At 46.2% G+C, this 20911-nt stretch carries 18 protein-coding genes; 16 read left to right on the top strand and 2 right to left on the bottom strand.

The window, feature by feature from the left end; all coding sequences use genetic code 11:
• Window positions 1–148: 148 nt before the first annotated feature.
• The 16 genes from secD (at window position 149) to trxA (ending at window position 19712) form a co-directional block, all read left to right on the top strand.
• Window positions 149–1390: a protein translocase subunit SecD gene (secD, locus tag DHBDCA_RS04180; protein WP_015042918.1), complete on the top strand. Its 1242-nt coding sequence runs from the start codon at window positions 149–151 to the stop codon at window positions 1388–1390.
• Window positions 1391–2389 (top strand): protein translocase subunit SecF, encoded by a 999-nt coding sequence (gene secF, locus DHBDCA_RS04175; RefSeq protein ID WP_015042917.1) that lies wholly within the window; start codon window positions 1391–1393, stop codon window positions 2387–2389. It begins immediately after the preceding gene.
• 321 nt (window positions 2390–2710) lie between these two features.
• Window positions 2711–3442, top strand: coding sequence for an MBL fold metallo-hydrolase (locus DHBDCA_RS04170; RefSeq protein ID WP_015042916.1), 732 nt, complete (start codon window positions 2711–2713; stop codon window positions 3440–3442).
• A gap of 131 nt (window positions 3443–3573) precedes the next feature.
• A complete protein-coding gene (gene ilvB / locus DHBDCA_RS04165; protein ID WP_015042915.1) occupies window positions 3574–5265 on the top strand; it encodes a biosynthetic-type acetolactate synthase large subunit in 1692 nt (563 codons plus the stop codon).
• Window positions 5266–5267: 2 nt separating this feature from the next.
• On the top strand, window positions 5268–5765 hold the full coding sequence (ilvN, locus tag DHBDCA_RS04160) for an acetolactate synthase small subunit (RefSeq protein ID WP_015042914.1): 498 nt from the start codon (window positions 5268–5270) through the stop codon (window positions 5763–5765).
• A 176-nt stretch (window positions 5766–5941) separates the two neighbouring features.
• Window positions 5942–7813: a DUF4153 domain-containing protein gene (locus DHBDCA_RS04155; protein WP_015042913.1), complete on the top strand. Its 1872-nt coding sequence runs from the start codon at window positions 5942–5944 to the stop codon at window positions 7811–7813.
• Between the two features lie 482 nt (window positions 7814–8295).
• Window positions 8296–8733 carry a hypothetical protein gene (locus tag DHBDCA_RS04150; protein ID WP_242824964.1) on the top strand — a complete coding sequence of 146 codons (438 nt, stop codon included), beginning with the start codon at window positions 8296–8298 and terminating at the stop codon, window positions 8731–8733.
• 34 nt (window positions 8734–8767) lie between these two features.
• Entirely contained in the window at window positions 8768–9115 is a 348-nt protein-coding gene (locus tag DHBDCA_RS04145; protein WP_015042911.1) for a LapA family protein, read from the top strand.
• Between the two features lie 9 nt (window positions 9116–9124).
• Window positions 9125–11182 (top strand): single-stranded-DNA-specific exonuclease RecJ, encoded by a 2058-nt coding sequence (recJ, locus tag DHBDCA_RS04140; protein ID WP_015042910.1) that lies wholly within the window; start codon window positions 9125–9127, stop codon window positions 11180–11182.
• 18 nt (window positions 11183–11200) lie between these two features.
• A complete protein-coding gene (locus DHBDCA_RS04135) occupies window positions 11201–13369 on the top strand; it encodes a RelA/SpoT family protein (protein ID WP_015042909.1) in 2169 nt (722 codons plus the stop codon).
• A gap of 27 nt (window positions 13370–13396) precedes the next feature.
• Window positions 13397–14026, top strand: a complete 630-nt coding sequence (locus DHBDCA_RS04130; RefSeq protein ID WP_015042908.1) for an MBL fold metallo-hydrolase — start codon at window positions 13397–13399, stop codon at window positions 14024–14026.
• The gene (gene hemZ / locus DHBDCA_RS04125) at window positions 14026–15654 is read left to right on the top strand and encodes a coproporphyrinogen dehydrogenase HemZ (RefSeq protein ID WP_015042907.1); all 1629 of its coding nucleotides are present in this window, start codon (window positions 14026–14028) and stop codon (window positions 15652–15654) included. Before DHBDCA_RS04130 ends, hemZ begins: the two co-directional genes overlap by 1 nt.
• Before the next feature lie 118 nt (window positions 15655–15772).
• Window positions 15773–17044 (top strand): histidine--tRNA ligase, encoded by a 1272-nt coding sequence (gene hisS / locus DHBDCA_RS04120; RefSeq protein ID WP_015042906.1) that lies wholly within the window; start codon window positions 15773–15775, stop codon window positions 17042–17044.
• A 4-nt stretch (window positions 17045–17048) separates the two neighbouring features.
• The gene (gene aspS, locus DHBDCA_RS04115; protein ID WP_193352137.1) at window positions 17049–18836 is read left to right on the top strand and encodes an aspartate--tRNA ligase; all 1788 of its coding nucleotides are present in this window, start codon (window positions 17049–17051) and stop codon (window positions 18834–18836) included.
• 211 nt (window positions 18837–19047) lie between these two features.
• Window positions 19048–19323 carry a metal-sensitive transcriptional regulator gene (locus tag DHBDCA_RS04110; protein ID WP_015042904.1) on the top strand — a complete coding sequence of 92 codons (276 nt, stop codon included), beginning with the start codon at window positions 19048–19050 and terminating at the stop codon, window positions 19321–19323.
• A gap of 59 nt (window positions 19324–19382) precedes the next feature.
• Window positions 19383–19712 carry a thioredoxin gene (gene trxA / locus DHBDCA_RS04105; protein ID WP_015042903.1) on the top strand — a complete coding sequence of 110 codons (330 nt, stop codon included), beginning with the start codon at window positions 19383–19385 and terminating at the stop codon, window positions 19710–19712.
• A 126-nt stretch (window positions 19713–19838) separates the two neighbouring features.
• Here trxA and DHBDCA_RS04100 read toward each other — a convergent pair whose 3' ends face one another.
• Window positions 19839–20351, bottom strand: a complete 513-nt coding sequence (locus DHBDCA_RS04100) for a flavin reductase family protein (protein WP_015042902.1) — start codon at window positions 20349–20351, stop codon at window positions 19839–19841.
• Window positions 20352–20592: 241 nt separating this feature from the next.
• The gene (locus tag DHBDCA_RS04095; RefSeq protein ID WP_015042901.1) at window positions 20593–20910 is read right to left on the bottom strand and encodes a hypothetical protein; all 318 of its coding nucleotides are present in this window, start codon (window positions 20908–20910) and stop codon (window positions 20593–20595) included.
• Window position 20911 lies beyond the last annotated feature (1 nt).

Below are 20911 nucleotides of genomic sequence, written 5' to 3'. Positions count from 1 at the left end.
GCGAAGTTTGAAATCTATTGCATATAATCCAAATATAAGCAAGTGCCGTAACACTTGCTTATTGCTTTGAAATTGACACCTCAAATGCAAAAGGGATATAATAATGCTTGTATGGGCGAGTCCCTTTATTCTATTAGGAGGAAAAAGGATGAAACGGGGAAATACTTTAAAACTTGCAATAGCCGTAATTCTAGTTGCTGTTGTAGTTTTCTTTTCGATTCAGCCGCTGACGAATTCTGAAACCGGGATTCCGTTAGGACTTGATTTACGCGGTGGTGTTCATCTGGTTTTACAGGCGGAAACGGGCAAAGATGGCGCAGCGATTACCAACGACGATATGGATAAAGCAAGGGCTGTCATTGAAGAACGTGTTAACGGGCTCGGAGTATCCGAACCCTATATTCAGACGAACTATGATAAAAAGAGAATTATTATCGAGCTGGCCGGAGTCAATGATCCCGATGAGGCTGTTAAAGTTCTGCAGACAACCGCTAAGCTGACTTTCCGGGATCCGGATGGAAATATCTTGATGGACGGCTCCCTGCTGAAGAATGCCCAGGCAGCGGTCGATACTTCCAGCGGCCGCACGGATTATGTCGTGCAAATATCGTTTACTTCTGAGGGTACCTCAAAGTTTGCGGATATCACAACGAAATATCTCGGTCAAAAGATTGGTATCTATATGGATGAGAGGAAGATCCAAGATCCGGAAGTTTCAGTGCCGATTGTGGACGGGCAAGGTCAGATCCAGGGATATTCATCGCTGGAAGAAGCAGCTCAGTATGCTGTTATGTTCCGTTCCGGTGCATTGCCGGTCAGCATGAGCATTGTTGAAAAAAACCAGGTGGGTGCGCTTCTAGGTGCGGATTCTTTGAATAAGAGTTTAAATGCGTGCGTCATTGCGCTTATTTTTATTTTCTTATTCATGCTGGTGCTCTATCGTTTACCGGGGCTGGTCGCCGACTTTTCGCTTGTCGTTTTTTCGGTGATTGTACTCTGGGTCTTATACGGAATCGGGACGGTTCTTACTTTGCCAGGCATCGCAGGGTTCGTCCTATCTATTGGAATGGCCGTCGATTTGAATATTATTGTCTACGAAAGAATCAAGGAAGAACTAAAGCTTGGCAAATCGCTGCGGGCTGCTGTGGATGCCGGATTCAGCCGGGCTTTTATTACGGTGTTTGACTCCAATATTACAACCATTTTTGCTGCTCTGGCTTTATTCCTGCTCGGGTCTGCTTCGATCCAGGGTTTTGCAATTACGCTGATCGTCGGTATTGTTGCGAGCCTGTTTACGGCCATCACGTTTACCCGCTGGGTTATGCGCTGGATTGTTGGCATTAACCCGCGTATGAGCAAATGGCTGTTTGGCATAAAGGAGGTAAAATAAGTGGCTGACAAATATAAAGATAAAAAAGCACTCAAAAATACGGCCCCAGTCGTTACCCCTGCCGCCAGTGAGGCCAGTTATGATGATGTCAAACATGAACATAGACTGTATTTTAATATTGTAAAAAAACGCTATATCTGGTTTGTCTTATCTTTGATTCTTCTGATTCCTGGTATTATTTCGCTTTTCACGCAGGGGCTGAATCTGAGCATCGACTATAAAGGCGGTTCGATGTTCGATATTCAGTTTAACGAGAAGGTAACACAGGAAGAGATCAACCAGGCGATGGAATCCGTCGGGCTTACTGGAACGGTACAACTGGCTGATGGAGACACATCGGCCATCGTCAGAACGGATGCCTTAGATCAAGCCAAAAGAGATGAGCTTCTAGATGCTATTCAGAAACAGGCTGGTTCGTTCGATATGAAAAATGTAGAAGAACAGCTTGTTCAGCCTGCTATCGGCAATGAACTGAAATCGGGAGCGATGAAGTCGCTGGCTGTTGCGTCTGTTTTGATCCTGATTTATGTATCGTTTCGTTTCCGCTTTGTGTATGCATTGTCCGGTGTTATTGCACTTCTACATGATATTGTTATTACGCTGGGCCTATTCTCGTTATTCCAGTGGGAAATTGATGCAGCGTTTATCGCGGCGATTCTCACCATTTTTGGTTATTCGATTAATGATACCGTTGTCATCTATGACCGTATCAGAGAGAATGAAAGACGCATGAAAAAGAAAGACAGCTTCGAGGATATGGTGGACAAATCTGTCTGGCAGACGATGGGTCGTTCCGTAAAGACTGTCTGCACCGTACTGATCGCACTGCTTGCGATATTCCTCCTGGGCGGAGAATCGACCAGATCATTCTCCCTGGCAATGATTATCGGTGTATTCTTCGGTGCCTATTCATCCATTTGCATTGCCAGCCAGCTTGTCGTTGAGATCAAAAAGAGAACAAGCGGAGACAATAAGAAAGATAATCCGGTCGAAAGCTAAATTTGTACTATTATCAAAGAACCCCGGATTTTTCGGGGTTCTTTTTGACATTCATGGAGAAATCAAAATCGCGTGGCCTGCTTATATTTAACATCTCATATGAAGGGACTACAGCTGGCAAAGGGCAGCGCTACTTACTGATATATATCATACATTGATAACTAACAATTAGTCTCCATAATGTATAGACAGCGTAAGCGGAGCATGGAGTGCGCAGCGCGGCTTTTTGCGCCACGGAGGGCGCAACTTGCCGAAAGCGGCTATACATTATGGAGACCAGCCCAAGTAAGATACCACATACGCTTAGAAAGGACGAGGAAAATGAGGCTAACAGTACTAGGCTGCTGGGGAGCATATCCCGAAGCAGGAGAGGCAACATCAGGGTATCTTTTGCAGACAGGCAGGCATACGGTCCTGTTGGATTGCGGCAGCGGGGTATTGGCAAATTTATGGAAGCATGTTTCCCACGAGCAGATCGACGCGGTTTTTATCTCCCATTTTCACCATGACCATACGGCAGACCTCGGATGCCTTCTGTATGCGAGCAAATTTGCGTTTGCGTTTAAGAAAAGAACGCAGCCGCTTCCTGTTTATGCAAGCAATCATCCGGGACATTTTGAGGAATTGACCTTCGGTGAATACAGCAGCGGTATAGAAATAAAGCCGGATGCGGTTCTCGATCTTGACGGCTTAAAAATATCCTTTGCTCCAACCGTCCATGATGCCTACAACCTGGCAATGAAGTTTGAATATGCCGGCAAAGTCCTGGTCTATACCGGTGATCTTGGGCCTGCATCTGATTTAAGCCGGTTTGAGGGCGGAGCAGATCTGTTGATTACTGAATCAAGCCTGTATGCCCATGAAACCGGCTTATTCCAGGGGCATCTGACCTCTACCGAAGCTGCGGCCCTGGCCAGACGTATCGACGCAAAAGCACTTCTTCTGACCCATTTCCCACATATTGGTGAAACAGCAAAGTTGGCAGATGAAGCTTCCCAGTATTATGCCGGCAAAATTTATCTGGCGAAAACCAATCTTACAGTAGAATTTTAATTGGAAACAGTGTGTGACTTTCAATTAAGTTAATAAATAACAAGAACAATGAATAGACTGAACTGATATAGTTCGTGCATTTATTTGCGTTCTGTACTATAATACATACAAGAGAGAGGAGAGATAGCAGAATGAAAATGACCGGAGCACAAGCAATCATTGAATGTCTTAAAAAGGAAGATGTACAAGTCGTTTTTGGCTATCCCGGCGGATCGGTCTTAACTTTGTATGATGCGCTGTATATGTCCGGATTTCCTCATGTTCTGCCAAGACATGAACAGGGCGCAATCCATGCTGCCGACGGCTATGCCAGGGCAACCGGCAAGGTCGGTGTGTGTATGGCGACTTCCGGCCCCGGGGCCACGAATCTTATCACTGGAATTGCGACAGCTTATATGGATTCTGTCCCGCTGGTGCTGATTACCGGTCAGGTTGCCGTACCTTTTTTAGGGCGGGATTCCTTTCAAGAAGCGGATATCCGCGGGATTACAACCCCGATTACCAAACATAATTATCTGGTTAGGGATGTCAGGGATTTGCCGAAGACCGTGAAAGAAGCTTTTTATATTGCACGTACGGGCCGTCCGGGTCCTGTTTTAATTGATATTCCGAAAAATATCTTTGCGGAAGAAATAGATTTTGAGTATCCCGCAGAGGTTAATCTAAGAGGCTATACCCCGATCTGCGAGGGAGACAGCCAGACGATGAATGCCGTATTTGACGAGCTTAAACTCGCCAAAAAGCCTTTATTTTTTGTCGGGGGCGGTCTGAATCTGTCGGACACTTCTGAAATCATGCAAAAAATAATAGCCTATACCGGGATGCCAACTGTCTCGAGCCTGATGGGGCTGGGCTGCATCTCGAGTGATGATCCTCATTTTTTTGGCATGATTGGGATGCACGGCACGTATGCCGGGAATATGTCCACCACCGAGACCGACCTGCTGATTGGAATTGGCGTGCGTTTTGATGACCGGGTCACAGGACGGCTGGATCAGTTTGCTTCTAACGCTAAAATCGTGCATTTTGATATTGATCCGGCTGAAATCAATAAAAATGTCCGGGCAAATATCCGGGTGATTGGCGATCTGCGTTGGACACTCGAGAAGTTCTATCAAAAACTGCAGGAGAAACCCGCCCAAGAATGGCAGGATCAGTTTAAACCGTGGCTGAAAAAGCTGTCTGGCTGGAAAAAGGAAAAGCCGCTCACGTATAAAAAAGATACGGATGAAATACTGCCGCAGCCTGTGATTGAAAAGATCTGTGAAATCACAGAAGGAAATGCAGTTATTGTTACGGATGTAGGACAAAATCAAATGTGGACCGCCCAGTTCTACGGTTTTAAACACCCAAGGTCGCTGCTGACTTCCGGAGGACTTGGAACGATGGGTTACGGCCTTCCGGCTTCCATGGGAGCCCAGGTCGGGGAACCAAATAAGAAGGTCATTTGCATATGCGGCGATGGAGGCTTTATGATGAATTGCCAGGAGCTGATGACGATTGCCGACTTAAATTTGCCTGTCAAAGTCATGATCTTGAATAACCAATCTTTGGGAATGGTTGCCCAATGGCAGCGGGAATTTTACAACAGCCATTATGCACATTCCTGTATGAGAACGAAAGCAGATTTCGTCGAGATCGCCAAAGCGATGGGCGTTCCTGCCGTCCGTCTTGATAAGAAAGAAGAAATTGAAGCTGTACTAAAAAAAGCAATCTTCTCGGAAGGCCCATTCCTGGTAGATATCCGCATTCCTGAAGAAGAGGATGTTTTGCCGATGGTTCCGACCGGGGCCGGTCTAAACCAAATGATATTGGGGGGCTGAAAATGAAACATACCTTAGTCGTATTGGTGGAAAATAAACCGGGTGTTTTGACCCATGTTTCCGGGTTGATCAGTCGGAGGAATTTTAATATTGAAAGCATTAACGCCGGCTATACCGAGGAAGCCGACATGTCCAGAATCACCATTGTGGTTGATGCCGATGATGAATATGAATTGGAACAGGTTGTCAATCAGCTCTCCAAGCTGATTAATGTGATCAAAATCATTGATCTTACAGGAAAGGACAGGGTACACAGAGACCTGGCCTTAATCAAGGTGAAGGCTTCGCCGGAAAACAGGGCGGAAATTGTAAACCTCGCCGAAATTTTCCGGGCCCATATTGTCGATGTCAATAAAGAGACCATGATCATTGAGCTGACCGGTGAAGATGTCAAAATTGATGCGATTTGCGAACTGCTTGATGACTACGGAATCATCGAAATTGTCAGGACCGGCAAGATAGCGATTTGCCGGGGACCCAAGGCTGCCAAAGATGTCTAACATAATATTTGAAGTGTAACTGCGGATTCCAGATGCTCCACAGTTGCGTATATTTGTAATAAACCAGGACCCAGCGATGAAGAAGGGATAATCGTATGTATGTCGAAAATTTGTTAAGACTAACTCAAAATTGATTTGTTACTTTGGAATAGAATTTTTCGCAAGGAGGTATACGGATGAATGCTTTTACCCGGTCGATTGTTCAGGTTTTTCGTGGGTCAGCGAAGGCCTTTCAAACCTTTCCAGCTGCAATCGCCTGTGCTTTCGGTTTTGCCGTCGTAACGTTGATCAGGATTCAGCTTGACTGGCCGCAACAAGAACCTTATAACTTTCTGTTTAACTGTCTGCATTGGGCCTTTGCAATGGGTGCGGTATTCAGTCTGACCGTAATTACGGCTGCTCAAAGCCGGATCAACCAGAAAAAAGCTTTTCTGGCTGCCAACCTGCTCGGTGTCATGGCCGCAGCTGTAACCTTCCTCGCACTTTACCAGTTTGGAGGAACGACCCCGGAGGGATCCCACTATGCTGTAGTTACAGTCCTGGCTGCTGCCCGGGTGAGTATGGCTATGCTGGTCAGTTTCCTGGTTTTTATCATCCTGGCCGGATATCCCAAAGACCAGTCTGATTTCTCCAGGTCCTTATTCATGACGCAAAAGACCTTCTTTATCGCTATCATTTACGGAGCAGTGATTATGGGCGGGGCTTCCGGCGTGGCAGGTGCTGTCCAGGCCCTATTGTATCACGGCATGAGCAGCAAGGTTTATATGGTTATCGGGACCCTGACCGGTTTTTTGGTCTTTACAATTTTTGTGGGTTATTTTCCGGATTTCCGCAAAGGAGAAGTTGACGAACACCGTGAAGTTGCCCAGAAACAGCCGCGGTTTATTGAAATTCTGTTTGGCAGCATCATGATTCCGATTATCCTGGCGTTGACCGCAGTTCTGCTTCTTTGGGCGGGCAAAACGACTATGAGCGGCATAGGCGCATCGTCTTTCGTCCAGCTTTCCGGCATTGCCTCAGCTTATACCATCGGCGGGATTTGGCTCCATATGATGGTCACGAATTACGAATCCGCACTGGCAAAATTCTATCGCCGCGTTTATCCGATCGCCGCCCTGGTGATTCTCGCCTTCGAAGCCTGGGCAGTCGTGATCCAGCTGGGCAAGTCAGGACTTAAAACGATTGAATATTCCTTCATACTGATCTGGATTGTGGCCTTAGCAGCGGCTGTCCTGCTGATGATACGAAAGGCCAGATCACATGCTGTAATTGCTGTCCTGACTTGTGTGCTTGCGGTATTCTCAGTATTGCCGATTGTCGGTTATCAGGATTTGCCGGTTACTGCTCAGGTGAACCGACTGGAAAAGATACTGGCTAGCCAGGGAATACTACAGGATAACCAGCTGATTCCTTCCGCTGTCCAGCCGGAACGCGCCGTACGCGAATCCATTACCGATGCAGTGGACTATCTGGCCAGTGCCAGTGAGGCAAAGCTGCCGTCCTGGTTTGATCGACGTCTTGCCCAGAGCGATGTCTTCAAAGACAAACTAGGTTTTGATAAAACCTGGCCAGAACCTGAGGATATGCCGGGAAAAGACAATTATATCGCAACATCCCTGATGTTACCGGCCGAACCCGTAGATATCAGCGGTTACCGCTGGGCTATTAATATGCAGATGGAATCTGTAAAGCAGATGGGAAATGTAAATGGGAAGGAATATATCACGATTGACGGCGACAAAGGCACCTATCGCATCTATTGGACGTACCCTGCCAATAACAATATCCCGTCTTTAAAGATTATGAAAGATGACCGTGTGATTCTCGAACAGGATATGAACAGTTATCTCGACCAGATTGCTGCGAAGTTCCCGCCGGGTAAGGCGGAGACCTATCAGGCAGCTTTGGATGATATGTGCCTGAAACTGGAGACACCGGAAATAAGCGTGCTGCTTGTTTTCAGCAATATTGATATCAGCTTGGACCCCCGTGAAGATCGGATCAATTATTGGCTTAACCTTGATGAGTTGTACCTGAAAGAGAAGTAAGACAGGGTATCCCTAAAATATTTTTTAATTTTATCGGGTAAGTCTGTGGGTCACAATACCGCTTTTCGGCTGTTGCGCCATCCTTGGCGAGTCGCTCCTTGCCCTCCATGGCATCGCGACATTAGGCCATCCGTGGCCGTCAAAAAGCCGCGCTCCGCATCGTGCTCCGCTCACAGCGGAACTGTGTCCCCCAGACTAATCACAGGGTTATTGAAGCAGGTCTGCATGTCGGAATGCAGCTCATTATCTAAAGTTTTAAATTGATTTCTAAATTAATGTAGTTCTTGCTCGAATAGTGGCAGGGACTATTTTTTCATCAAGGGTTATAAGATTTGGCCGGAGTGTATAATTATTCCAGTGCGAACGGGGCAATACTATACAGGAACAGTACCATATCAGCCCTAAGGCCTTTATATTCTGCTGAGATATATGATAGGGTTGTGAAGGTACTAGACATTGACAAAAAGCAGGGTGACGGATTGTTGTTTTGGAATCTGCTGGGTTTGGAATCAATCCTGATTTGTGCGGCGGGTATAACGCTTCTTGGTAATTACTCCGGTCTCGTGATTGCGGGCCTAATTGTATCTGCAGTCAATTTTGTGGTGAATGAACCAGGAAGTATTCTGTTCTGGGAAATCATCATTCTTGCCTATATGTGTTTTGGATTAATTACGGCGTATCTGTTGAATAGGAAAACACACAATTTTCGTGTCCTCAAGGTAGCTGGCGGAAGTGTTACTTCGCTGTTCCTGTTTGGTATGCTGCTGCCGTTTATACCGGCGATCCTGATTTGGACTGCTATTATAGGCATCCCGCTCGTTTTCAACTATCGGAGTATTTCCAGAGCGATTGTGCTTCAAGCAATTTTTAAGTTTATTTTTTGCACAGGTTGGCTTATTATAGGAAATATACTATATTAATGATACGAATTAATGATACAAAGGAGGGAAAAGTATGGTCATTTTGTTAGTTTCAATCATTATTGCGCTCATTGTGGTGATTTTTGCGGTTCAAAATGCAGCAGTTGTTCCAATCCATTTCTTATTCTGGACAGCAGATTTGCCGCTGGTTCTCGTTATTTTCTGTTCGGTCTTTGCCGGTGCCTTACTGATGTTCTGCCTTGCACTCCGCCGGGAATTGAAGTGCAGGAAAGAAACCAAAGTCAATAAACGATTTACCAGCAAAAGGGCTCCAGCTTCGGATGCTGATCCGATTGATATACCGCAGAGGGATAGTCAGAATAAAGACAGTCAAACTGTTGCCAAAGAAAATACTGATGGCGCTTCTGAATATCAGAAATAGGAATGATTTATGGAAAACAACTTGTGGGTTTTGTCACAAAAAACGTATTCGGGTGAAGCATTTTTAGAAAAGGCGGGACTCTCCCGCAGTACCTTGAGTATTCTTCATAACCGGGGTTATTCTTCGAGAGACAGTGTTTTGGAATTTCTGAAGCCGTCGCTGCTGGACTTGCACTCTCCGTTCTTGTTTAAAGATATGGAGGTCATCTTGCAAAGGCTTGCCAAGGCTAGGACAGATCAGGAAAAGATTTTGATCTACGGGGATTACGATGCCGATGGTGTAACTGGAACAGCCTTACTGTATAAGGGCCTGATCAGTCTTGGGTATCAGGTCGTTGTCCATATCCCGAGCCGGGAAGAAGGCTATGGCCTGCATTCGGAAGCAATCGAAAAAGCAAGCCAAAACAATGTCTCGCTGATTATCACTGTTGACTGCGGAATCTCAGCTGTCCAGGAAATAACCTTTGCTAAAACTTGCGGCATCGACATCATTGTCACGGACCACCATGAACCGCCGGACGAACTGCCTTGCGCAGTTGGAATATTAAATCCCAAAATAGCAGATTCAGGTTATCCGTTTCCGCATTTGGCCGGTGTCGGGGTAGCCTTTAAACTCCTGCAGGCCTTATACGCCCGTTTAGGTTATTCTGAGGCGGCATTTGGCTCGGAGAACGATTATCTTGATTTGGTCGCACTCGGAACGATTGCGGATATTGTCCCACTCGTCGGGGAAAACAGAATCCTTGTCAAAAACGGGCTGACCGTGATGGAAAATACTAGGCACTCCGGGATCAGGGCGATGCTGGAGGAATGCGGCCTTCTCGGCAAGAAGCTTAAGGCAGGTCAGATCTCGTTTATTGTCGCTCCGAGAATCAATGCCGCCGGGAGGATGGATACGGCGAGGCTGGCACTGAACTTACTGCTTGAAGAGACCTATGGTGATGCGTTGGAGATGGCCAGGGAACTTAGCAAGGAAAACAATCTGAGACAGCTTACCGAAAAGGAGCTCCTTTGTGATGCTGAACGCATACTGGCTGAAGGCCCAATACCCAATGTCATTGTCTTGTCCTCACCGAACTGGCATCACGGAGTGATTGGCATTGTCGCTTCGCGACTCGTGGAGCGCTACAAGCGGCCGGTCTTCCTAATTGCCGAGGAAGGAGATACGGGGAAAGGCTCAGCCAGAGGAATCTCGGACTATCATGTTCTCGACGAATTAAAAAAACAAGCGGACGCTTTAAGCAAATTTGGCGGTCATAAGCAGGCGGCCGGATTTACGGTTCCTGTTGACCAGATCCCGCAGCTCCGGGAAGGGCTTAACAACAGTTTTCTTGAACTTGGGATCATCTTTAAGGAACGTTTTCAGATCGATTCTATTATATCGTGGGATGAATTGAATGTTCAGTTATTGGAAGAGCTGGAACAGATGGCTCCGTTTGGGGCAGGAAATCCAGCACCTGTCTTAAGAACGGACGGCCTTGCCGTCCAAAACGTTTCTATTGTCGGTAAAGGCCGGGAACATTTAAAAATGACGCTCGCAGCCGCAAAGCTTAAACGGGAAGCTATGGCGTTTAAAAAGGGACAAGAATTTGATCTGGTCAAAAACATCGATATGATCGATATCATTTATAATCTTGAGCTGAACAGCTACGGTAATGTCGAAACTATCCAGGCCGTCGTCAAGGATTTCCGTCCTTCCGGTGTCGGAGCCAAGCAGGAAATCGCCTGTACGGCTGAGGGATATTCCGAACCGGAGCTGGCCATTAGCGGGAGCCTGCCGGATTTCGAGACTGCCGCCTTCGAAGAAAAGATTCTGGCACCGCGTCTTTCCAGAAAGATGCTGGCGGATTTCTATCGAAACCTTAAGAGCGTAATGGATGAACGCGGTTTTATTCGATGGGAACGGTCTGCGGAAAAACCTGAAATGCAGCTCAACATCATGAAAATATTTGAGGAACTTGGCATCATCAGCTGGTATGGCGGAACAGGCCCGTATTTATTTAAATTAAACAATATCGAGAAAACCTACTTGCAGACTTCTTTGCGTTTCAGAGTCTGGAGCGAATAGGAACCCAGAGGTGGCGTAATGAATTTTCAACAACTGAAGGAAACATTGATTTCCAATAACGCGCAATACAACCTTGAAAAAATTGAAGAGGCCTATGAATATGCGGAACTTGCCCATCGCGGCCAACTCCGCAATTCCGGAGAAAAGTATATCTATCATCCGCTGGAAGTCGCCTCGATTCTTGCCGAATTGGAGATGGACGATTCGACGATCATTGCTGCGTTGCTTCATGATGTCGCTGAAGATACGAACAGAACGCTTGGAGATATCCGTAAGAATTTTGGCGATGAAGTTGCGGGGCTCGTCGATGGGGTAACCAAACTCGGCAAAATTTCGTACAAGAGCAAGGTTGAAGTTCAGGTTGAAAACTTAAGGAAAATGTTTCTGGCGATGGCCAAGGATATTCGGGTTATTTTAATCAAGCTGGCTGACCGCCTGCACAATATGCGGACCCTGAAATATCAGTCTGAATCTAAACAAAAGGAAATTGCGCAGGAGACGATCGAGATCTATGCGCCCTTAGCCAATAGGCTCGGGATATTCCGGATCAAGTGGGAGCTGGAAGATCTCGCTTTTCGCTATTTGCATTCGCAGGAATACTACGATTTAGTTGAAGGTATTTCTTTGAAGAGAAAAGAAAGACAGGAACAGATCGATGAGGTGATCGAACAGCTTAAAATCAGGCTCGATGAAGTCGGAATTGAAGCCGATATTGCCGGCCGTCCGAAGCATTTCTTTAGTATCTATAAAAAGATGCTCGATCAGAACAAAGATCTGAGTGAAATATTTGATTTGACGGCAGTCCGGGTCATTGTCAAAACCGTCAATGACTGCTACGGAGCACTGGGGGTTATTCACACCCTATGGAAGCCTATTCCCGGAAGGTTTAAAGATTATATTGCGATGCCGAAACCGAATATGTACCAGTCCCTGCATACGACATTAATCGGAAACCACGGGGACCCGTTTGAAATCCAGATCCGGACCTGGGAAATGCACCGGACGGCTGAATACGGGATTGCTGCCCACTGGAAATACAAAGAAGGCAAAAAAATTGAGAGTAATTTCGAACAGAAACTATCCTGGATTCGCCAGCTCCTGGAGGTACAGCATGACTCTAAGGATGATGCCGGCGAATTTATGGAATCGCTGAAAATAGACTTGTTTGCGGATACTGTATTTGTATTTACACCCAAAGGCGATGTCGTTGAATTGCCTGCCGATTCCTGTCCGATTGATTTTGCGTACCGGGTTCATACGGATGTCGGACATAGCTGTATCGGTGCTAAAATCAACGGAAGAATCGTTCCACTTGACACCAAATTGAAAAACGGGGATATTGTTGAGATTCTGACAACCAAGACACCCACCGGACCGAGTAGAGACTGGGTTTGTCTTGTAAAGACCTCTCAGGCCAAAAACAGGATCCGCCAGTGGTTTAAGAAAGAAAAAAGAGAAGAGAATATTATCAGAGGACGTGAAGGCCTCGAGCGTGAAGCCAGGAAACTTGGTCTTGAACCGTCAACAGCCTTAAAATCAGAAAACATGATCAAATTAGCCAAGAGCTTCAGTTTTAACAACATTGATGATCTATATGCAGCAATGGGTGATGGTGCGATTACTTTTAAAAAGGCCCTGGGCCGTTTGAAGGAAGAAATCCTGAAAGAAGAGCTGAAAACACCGCTTCTCCCGATTCAGGCAGAACACAAGCACCTGGTGAAGCATTCCCAGGGAGTATCGGTCAAGGGGGTAAACAATATCCTGATCCGGTTTTCCCGGTGCTGCAATCCGCTTCCCGGAGATTCGATCATCGGCTATATAACGAGAGGCCGCGGCGTATCAATCCACAGGGCGGACTGCTCGGAGCTCGTTGGCCTTACGGCAGAAGAGCAGGAGCGGATCGTTGAGGTTGAATGGGAAGCCGCTGTCGAGTCAATCTATCCTGTAGACATCGAGATTATCGGTCTGGATCGCGTGGGTTTGGTCAGCGACATCATGAACGTGATCACCGAAACACGGACCCATATGCTCGGAATGAGTGCCCGGGTAGGCAAAGACCGCGTCTCCCATATCCGTCTGAGAATCGAAGTGAAAAACCTCGACCATTTAAACTTTGTTCTTAACAAGTTCCGCAAAGTCAAAGATGTTACCGTGGTCGAAAGGATTCAGGGCGGAGGAAATAATTAAAATATTATTTAGAGGTGGCGATATCGCGTGATTGAAAGAATAATTACACCTGTCTTGGGAGTAAACTGCTACGTACTGGCTTGTGACAAGACCAAAAAGGCTGCAATCATCGATCCCGGATCGGGCAGTGCGATGATCAAGGATTTGCTGAGGAGGCATAACCTCGAGGTTGAACGGATTATCTTGACGCACGGACATTATGACCATATCGGGGCAGCTGAAGAATTGAGAAAAACCCTGCATGCTGAAGTCGCTGTTCACAGGGAGGATGCAGGGATGCTGACGGATCCTCAGAAAAACCTTTCCAGAATGTTCAGCAGGGACTACGTGATGTCTCCGGCTGAAATACTGCTGGAAGACGGTCAGGAATTCTTTATTGGTGAAGTTCAAATGAAAGTTATCCACACACCGGGACATACACCGGGCGGCATCTGCCTGTTGACGGACGGTGTGCTGTTCAGCGGGGACACGCTCTTTGACTGTTCCATCGGCAGAGCGGATTTTCCAGGGGGGGATTTTCATAAACTACTCAGCAGCATCCATGATAAGCTGATGGTTTTGGACGACCAAATCCTGGTCTATCCCGGACATGAATCTTTTTCATCCATTGGCCGGGAAAGGGTCAGAAATCCATATATCAGTGGAGACCTGGCCTGATGGAGGAAAGCATTCTTCTTTGTAGTTCCACAATCGATCCGAAAATGCTGGCCAGCTGCTCACAAATTATAGCAGCTTTTTTTCCGGGTAAAAAATTTAGAACATGCAGAAATTTTATGGCAGGAGAGTTATCTTCCGACGTACTACCGGATGACATGCCATCAGCTGCCGTTCGATCCGATGCTGGAATAATGCGGTCTGCCGCTGATAATGAACGGTCTGATGCTGAAGGTTTTTGCATGAACATAGAGTCCGTGAATACTGCCTCGGAAAAGGTTTATGAAATCTGCCTAACCGACAGAACGACCGGAAAAAAATATGCGAAGACAGTGCAGACGGGATCAGCGGATGATTTCTACAGACTGAAGCTTCCTGGCAAAGAACCGCTGTCCCAGATCATTTTAAAAAGAGGATTATGTACATTTTTATCCGAATATACCGGAAAAAAACTTCCGTGGGGAAGTCTGACCGGGATACGGCCTGGTAAAATCATTGGCAAAATGACCGATCTCGGATATGACGAAGAACAAAAGAATAAAGTCCTGCGAGAACTTTACCTCGTTGACCAGGAAAAGGTGAGCCTGCTTCACCAGCTCGAGCAGGTTCAACAGCCTTTCCGCCAAACGATGAAAGAAGCCGAGCATTTTGCCGGCGTTTATCTTGCGATACCGTTCTGTCCGTCCCGCTGTTTCTACTGCTCGTTTCCTTCCAACACCCTGACCGGTAAACAAACCGGACAGCTTTGCCGCTATCTGGAAGCCCTGAAGAAGGAAGTAAAACTAACTGGGGAAATGATGCGGGGACTGGGTATGAAGGCCGACAGCCTTTATATCGGCGGTGGTACACCGACGGTGCTAAGCGCCGCCGACCTGCAGATGCTGCTGGAAACCATCCGTGATGAGATTCCACAGGCTGAGCGGTGTGAATATTCTGTTGAGGCCGGTAGACCGGATACGATTGATCATACAAGACTGACAGTGATGAAGAATTTTGGGGTGAACCGGATAAGCGTTAACCCTCAGACCATGCAGGAGGCAACCCTGCCCGTGATTGGACGTAGGCATACGGCCGCCGATATCCGGGAGTGTTTTCTTCTAGCCAGAGATGTTTCCGACTGGGTGATCAATATGGATTTGATCCTTGGACTGCCAGGTGAAGGATCTGAGGAAGTCCTGGACAGTGTGGAAAAAGTACTGGCTTTGCAACCGGATAACATTACCGTCCATGCCCTGGCGCTGAAACGAGGCTCTGCGGCCTGGGAGAACCATTCGGCTTCAAACCGTGAAGATGCTATAGACTGGCAGGATATTCAGCGCGAAGTCCACCGCAGGATTCAACAGCGCGGATATATTCCGTATTATCTGTACCGACAAAAGTATATTGCCGGTAACCTTGAGAATATCGGCTATGCCCTGCAGGGCAAAGAATGCCGCTATAATATTGCGGTGATCGAAGAACAGCAAAATATCATGGGGCTAGGCGCAGGCAGTGTCAGCAAAATACGGAAGAAGGATTCAGGCCACGAGAATATTTATCATCCGGTTGACCTACAGTGCTATGAGAACCAACTGATGCAGGTTCATCAAAAAATAAAGCAATCTTTAACAGATTTTTTGCCTGTTTTATGAAAAAATATAGGAACCCTGATGAGTCTGAAGGATAATTGTGTTATAATAGATAAGCTTATTTTTTAGATTGGACACGCCGGATGATCCGTTGATCTACCGTTGTGCAGGAGGAAGTATCATGTCGATTCAGCGGCCGAAAGGTACACAGGATATCATTCCGGGTACCGTAGAAAAGTGGCAATTTCTCGAAGAACAAATCCGGAAGATTTGTTCCGAGTATGGATATAAAGAAATCAGAACACCGGTCTTTGAAGCGACCGAACTTTTTCAGCGTGGCGTCGGAGAGACAACGGATATTGTCAATAAAGAGATGTATACCTTTATAGATAAAGGGCAGAGATCCATCACGCTGCGCCCTGAAGGGACGGCTTCCGTCTGCAGGGCGTATACAGAGAACAAGCTTTATGCGCTGCAGCAGCCGGTCAAAATGTATTACCTCGGCCCGATGTTCCGCTATGAGAAGTCCCAGGCCGGACGCTTTCGGCAATTCCACCAGTTCGGAGCAGAGGTGCTCGGTGGAGAAGATCCGCTTGTCGATGCCGAAATCATCTGTCTGATCTGGGATTTTTTTGGTAGAATCGGCCTTAAGGGACTCGTGGTTGAGATCAATTCCGTGGGCTGTCCGACGTGCCGGGCTGAGCATAGGATTAGGCTGCAGGAGTTTCTGCAGGAACGCAAGGATGATCTTTGTCCGGATTGCCAGAACCGCTTTACCAAAAATCCGATGCGGATTTTAGACTGTAAGAACAGTTCCTGTCAAAAGCTGACGGAAAATGCTCCGACGACCCTGGATACGCTCTGCGTAGACTGTGCGGAACATTTCGCGAAGACTCAGGAATATTTAAATATCGCTGGGATTGCCTACCGGATTAATCCCAGAATGGTTCGCGGGCTGGATTATTATCAAAAAACAGCCTTTGAAGTCACAGCTGAAGGTATCGGCGCCCAGAACGCGATTTGTGGTGGCGGGCGTTATGATGGTCTTGTCCAGGAAATTGGCGGGCCGGCCACACCGGGAATTGGTTTTGCCATGGGACTGGAACGTATCCTGAGTGTCATGGAAAAGCAGAGTGTTGAAATGATGCCTGAGGTTGAAGCGCCGGTCGTGATTGCAGCTCTGGGTGAGGCGGCCAGACAGGAAGGATTCAGACTTTTAGGTGATCTGCGGCAGGCCGGGCTGCCGGCAGTCATGGACCTTCTTGGAAAAGGGCTTAAAGGTCAGCTTAAATATGCAGACAGGGAACAAGCCCGCTATGTACTAATATTGGGTGACGATGAGCTTGCCCGGAAAATGGTGATCGTCCGCGATATGCGGTTGGGAGAACAGCAGGAAATCCCGCTGGATCAAATCAAAGCTTTTTTGTTGAATCATACGAAATGTGAAATGTAGGAGGATGTCCATGTTAGCAGAAAGAATCGGAGCGGGTACGCTGAACAGGAAAAACGCAGGCGAAAAAGTAAAGTTGTTGGGTTGGGTTCAGACCAGAAGAGACCATGGAGGCGTTATTTTCGTTGATTTGCGCGACAGGTCCGGCATTGTCCAGATTGTCTTCAATCCGGATATGCCTGCAAACGCTTTTAATCAGGCTGAAAAACTCCGCTCGGAGTATGTGATAAAGGCCGAAGGTCTCGTCCGGGTGAGACCTGAAGGTTCAGAAAATCCGAACATGGTTACCGGAGAAATTGAAGTTGTGATCGAAAACTTGGAAATACTCAATAAAGCGAAAACTCCGCCTTTCTATATCCAGGACAATGTGGATGTCGATGAAAGTGTCAGGCTGAAACACCGCTATCTCGACCTCCGCCGGACCGAAATGCAGAACATATTTAAGATCAGACACCGGGTCACGAAAATCATGCGTGATTTTCTGGACAGTGAGGGATTCCTGGAAATTGAAACGCCAATTCTGGCTAAGTCAACACCGGAAGGGGCCAGAGACTATCTCGTGCCCAGCCGCGTGAATCAGGGAACATTTTATGGATTGCCCCAATCACCGCAGATCTTTAAACAGTTGTTGATGGTCGCTGGCATGGAAAAATATTTTCAGATCGCCCGCTGTTTCCGTGATGAAGACTTGCGCGCGGACCGCCAGCCGGAATTTACCCAGCTCGATTTGGAGATGTCCTTTATTGAGATTGAAGACCTTCTGCCGATGATGGAGAACCTGATTGCCAAGATCTTCAGGGAAGTCAAAGGTATTGAAATTCCGCTTCCAATTCCGCGGCTGACCTATCAGGAGGCAATGGAACGCTATGGTTCGGACAAGCCGGATACCCGCTTTACCATGGAACTGATTGATGTGGCTCCGGTTGTCAAAGATTCCGGATTTAAAGTATTTGCCGACGTTGTCGCGAAGGGCGGCAGGGTTAAAGGAATCTGCGCCAAAGGCTGTGCCGGTATGCCACGGAGGGAAATTGACGCGCTAACCAAATTTGTTAGCATTTACGGTGCAAAAGGGCTTGCCTACATCGTGATGGATTCCGAAGGAATGAAATCACCGATTCTGAAGTTCTTCACCGAACTGGAGATTAACGCACTGTTGGCTGCGATGGGAGCAGAAACCGGAGACATCCTATTTTTCGTTGCCGATAAGGAATCCGTCGTTCATAATGCGCTTGGAAACTTAAGACTAGAGCTGGCTAAACGAATGGAGCTTATTCGGGAAGATATGATTAACTGTCTTTGGGTTACGGAATTCCCGCTCTTTGAATATGATGAAGAAGAAAAACGCTATGTGGCGATTCACCATATGTTTACCAGTCCGATGAATGAAGATATTGCCCTCCTGGATTCCGATCCACTGAAGGTAAGAGCAAAGGCTTATGACATGGTCCTGAACGGAATGGAACTCGGCGGAGGAAGCATCCGGATTCACCAAAGGGATGTTCAGGAAAAAATCTTTGACCTGATTGGTTTGAGCAGTGAAGAGGCCAAAGAAAAATTTGGCTATCTGCTTGAAGCGTTCGAATATGGCACACCACCCCATGGGGGAATTGCGTTTGGGCTGGATAGACTTACGATGATTCTTTCCGGACGGGATAATATCCGCGATGTCATCGCATTTCCGAAGACCCAGAGTGCTTCATGTCTGCTGACCCAGGCGCCTTCACCGGTCGTGGACAGCCAACTCAAAGAGCTTCATATTAAACTGGACCTGAAAGCAAAACAGCCTTCTAATTAATCATTCATCAACAATTCCCCATCAATTCAATTTAATTTAATTCATCTTATCTCATTAATAGAACTTTCGATAAGGGCTTTGCCGGTTTATTATTCATAAAAAACAGGCATAATATATTTCATATCCGGCAAATCCTCTTGACAGAATAACCAGACTGGCCATATAATAATCTTAGAACATACCCCTATGGGGTATATAGGCGAGGGGTAAGATGGAACCAAAGAAAAAAAGTGGGCCGGGAAACGATATCATGATCCGATTGAAACGGATTGAGGGACAGGTCAAAGGGTTGCAGCGTATGCTTGATGAAGAAAAATGCTGTTCTGATATTCTGGTTCAGGTTGCGGCAGTCAAGGCAGCAATCAATAAAGTTGGCATTATGATTTTTGAAGAGCACTCCAGAACCTGTTTGAAAGATGCGCTCGTAACGGAAAATGATAAAGCCCTGGATGATCTGATTGTTCTGTTGAACCGGTTTGTCCATTAATCTTGCGGACAAACAAAAGTCTTTTTCTATGGTGACGTTAAGAAACGGAGGGATTTAAGATGGCAGGTGTTAATGTCAAAACATTTACTGCTGAGAATTGGCAAAGTGACGTACTCAGTTCAAGCCAGCTGGTATTGGTCGATTTTTGGGCTGCCTGGTGCGGACCTTGCAGAATGATAGCTCCTGTAGTGGAAGAACTGGCAGATGAATATGCAGGTAAAGTAACCGTCGGCAAATTAAACGTCGATGAGCAGGGGGAAATCTCCCAGAAATACGGCGTAATGAGTATCCCGACACTGCTGCTGATTAAAAACGGTGAAATCGTTGATAAAATCGTCGGTTTCAGAGGAAAATCGGATCTTGTGAAAGCTATTGAAGCGAAAATGTAAGCAAATTAATCTTAAGATTGTATGATGTAAGACGTCTCAATTGAAGTGCACCCCAAATGTTGGACAAAAAAATCTAGCATTTGGAGGTGCACTTCATCATTATTAAAGCGTCTCATGGAGTTAAACTCAATTTTTAGTATAGCACTGAATGATTTCACCAACATAAACACGGTGATAATCATTCTGCTTATAATTGCTTTCTATCGCAGAATCAAGGAAATGACTTGGGTCTAAATCCTGATAATAGAGCTTTTTACATTCCATAACCAGTCTAGCTTCTTCAAAATACACGGATCCGGACATACTTTCAGCGGGTGTAATCCCGGTAGCGGCAGTTTTATCCACATCTCTGCCGGAATTCGATCCGCAGAAAGATAAAGCCTTTCGATAGTCTTCTTCAAAAAACGAAAGCGTGAAAGTATCATTTTCTTCCATAAACTGATAGGTATAACGCGAAGGCCGGACAAAACAGAAGCATACCTTTTTATTCCACAAGACTCCGAATCCACCCCAACTGGCCGTCATCGTATTATATTTTTCCATATTTCCCGCTGTAATCAGCATCCAGTCCTTTCCGACCAGTTTAAAGGAGTTATCCGTTAACTGCTCAGGTTCCACTAACTTAAATTCATTATTCATCACAATATCTCCTATTGATATTTATTTTTGTCTTATTATCCAAATAAGACGTTGGTAACCTACAATTAAGACATTCAATATTCTACTACATAAATGAACGGAATATTACATAACAAACGTGCTTTAAGCATGAGATCAGTCTGCGTGCCACAGTTCCGCTGCGAGCGAAGCACGGACTTTTTAAGGATTGTGCCATCCATGGCACGCGGGTATTGTGGCATGCAGACTTCCCCCGGACGGATTATTCAATATTTCTTAAAGTATCCAACCGTTTATTCCGGAAATAAAGCCCTGTATCAACTGCAATCAGGCAAAAATTCAGGATATATAGTATAATGACATAATCAAACGAATAAATCATCTTGTGCAGGATGCCGGATAAATAGCCGATAAGCAATACAACCAGAAAAAACAGGCTTTTTCCTTTCGCAGTTCCGGCTTTGTAGGACGAGTAGATCGAAAAAGGCCAGGCCGAACCAAAACATAACAGCATAATCGTTTCAAAAATACTCAACGCAATCATTCCTTTAATTCTATTATAAATAATTTTTGTTATCATT

This window comes from Dehalobacter sp. DCA, assembly GCF_000305775.1.
GTDB classification, from domain to species: Bacteria; Bacillota; Desulfitobacteriia; order Desulfitobacteriales; family Syntrophobotulaceae; genus Dehalobacter; species Dehalobacter alkaniphilus.
The sequence above is the reverse complement of the archived record's forward strand: the minus strand, read 5'-3'. Positions and strand labels throughout refer to the sequence as shown.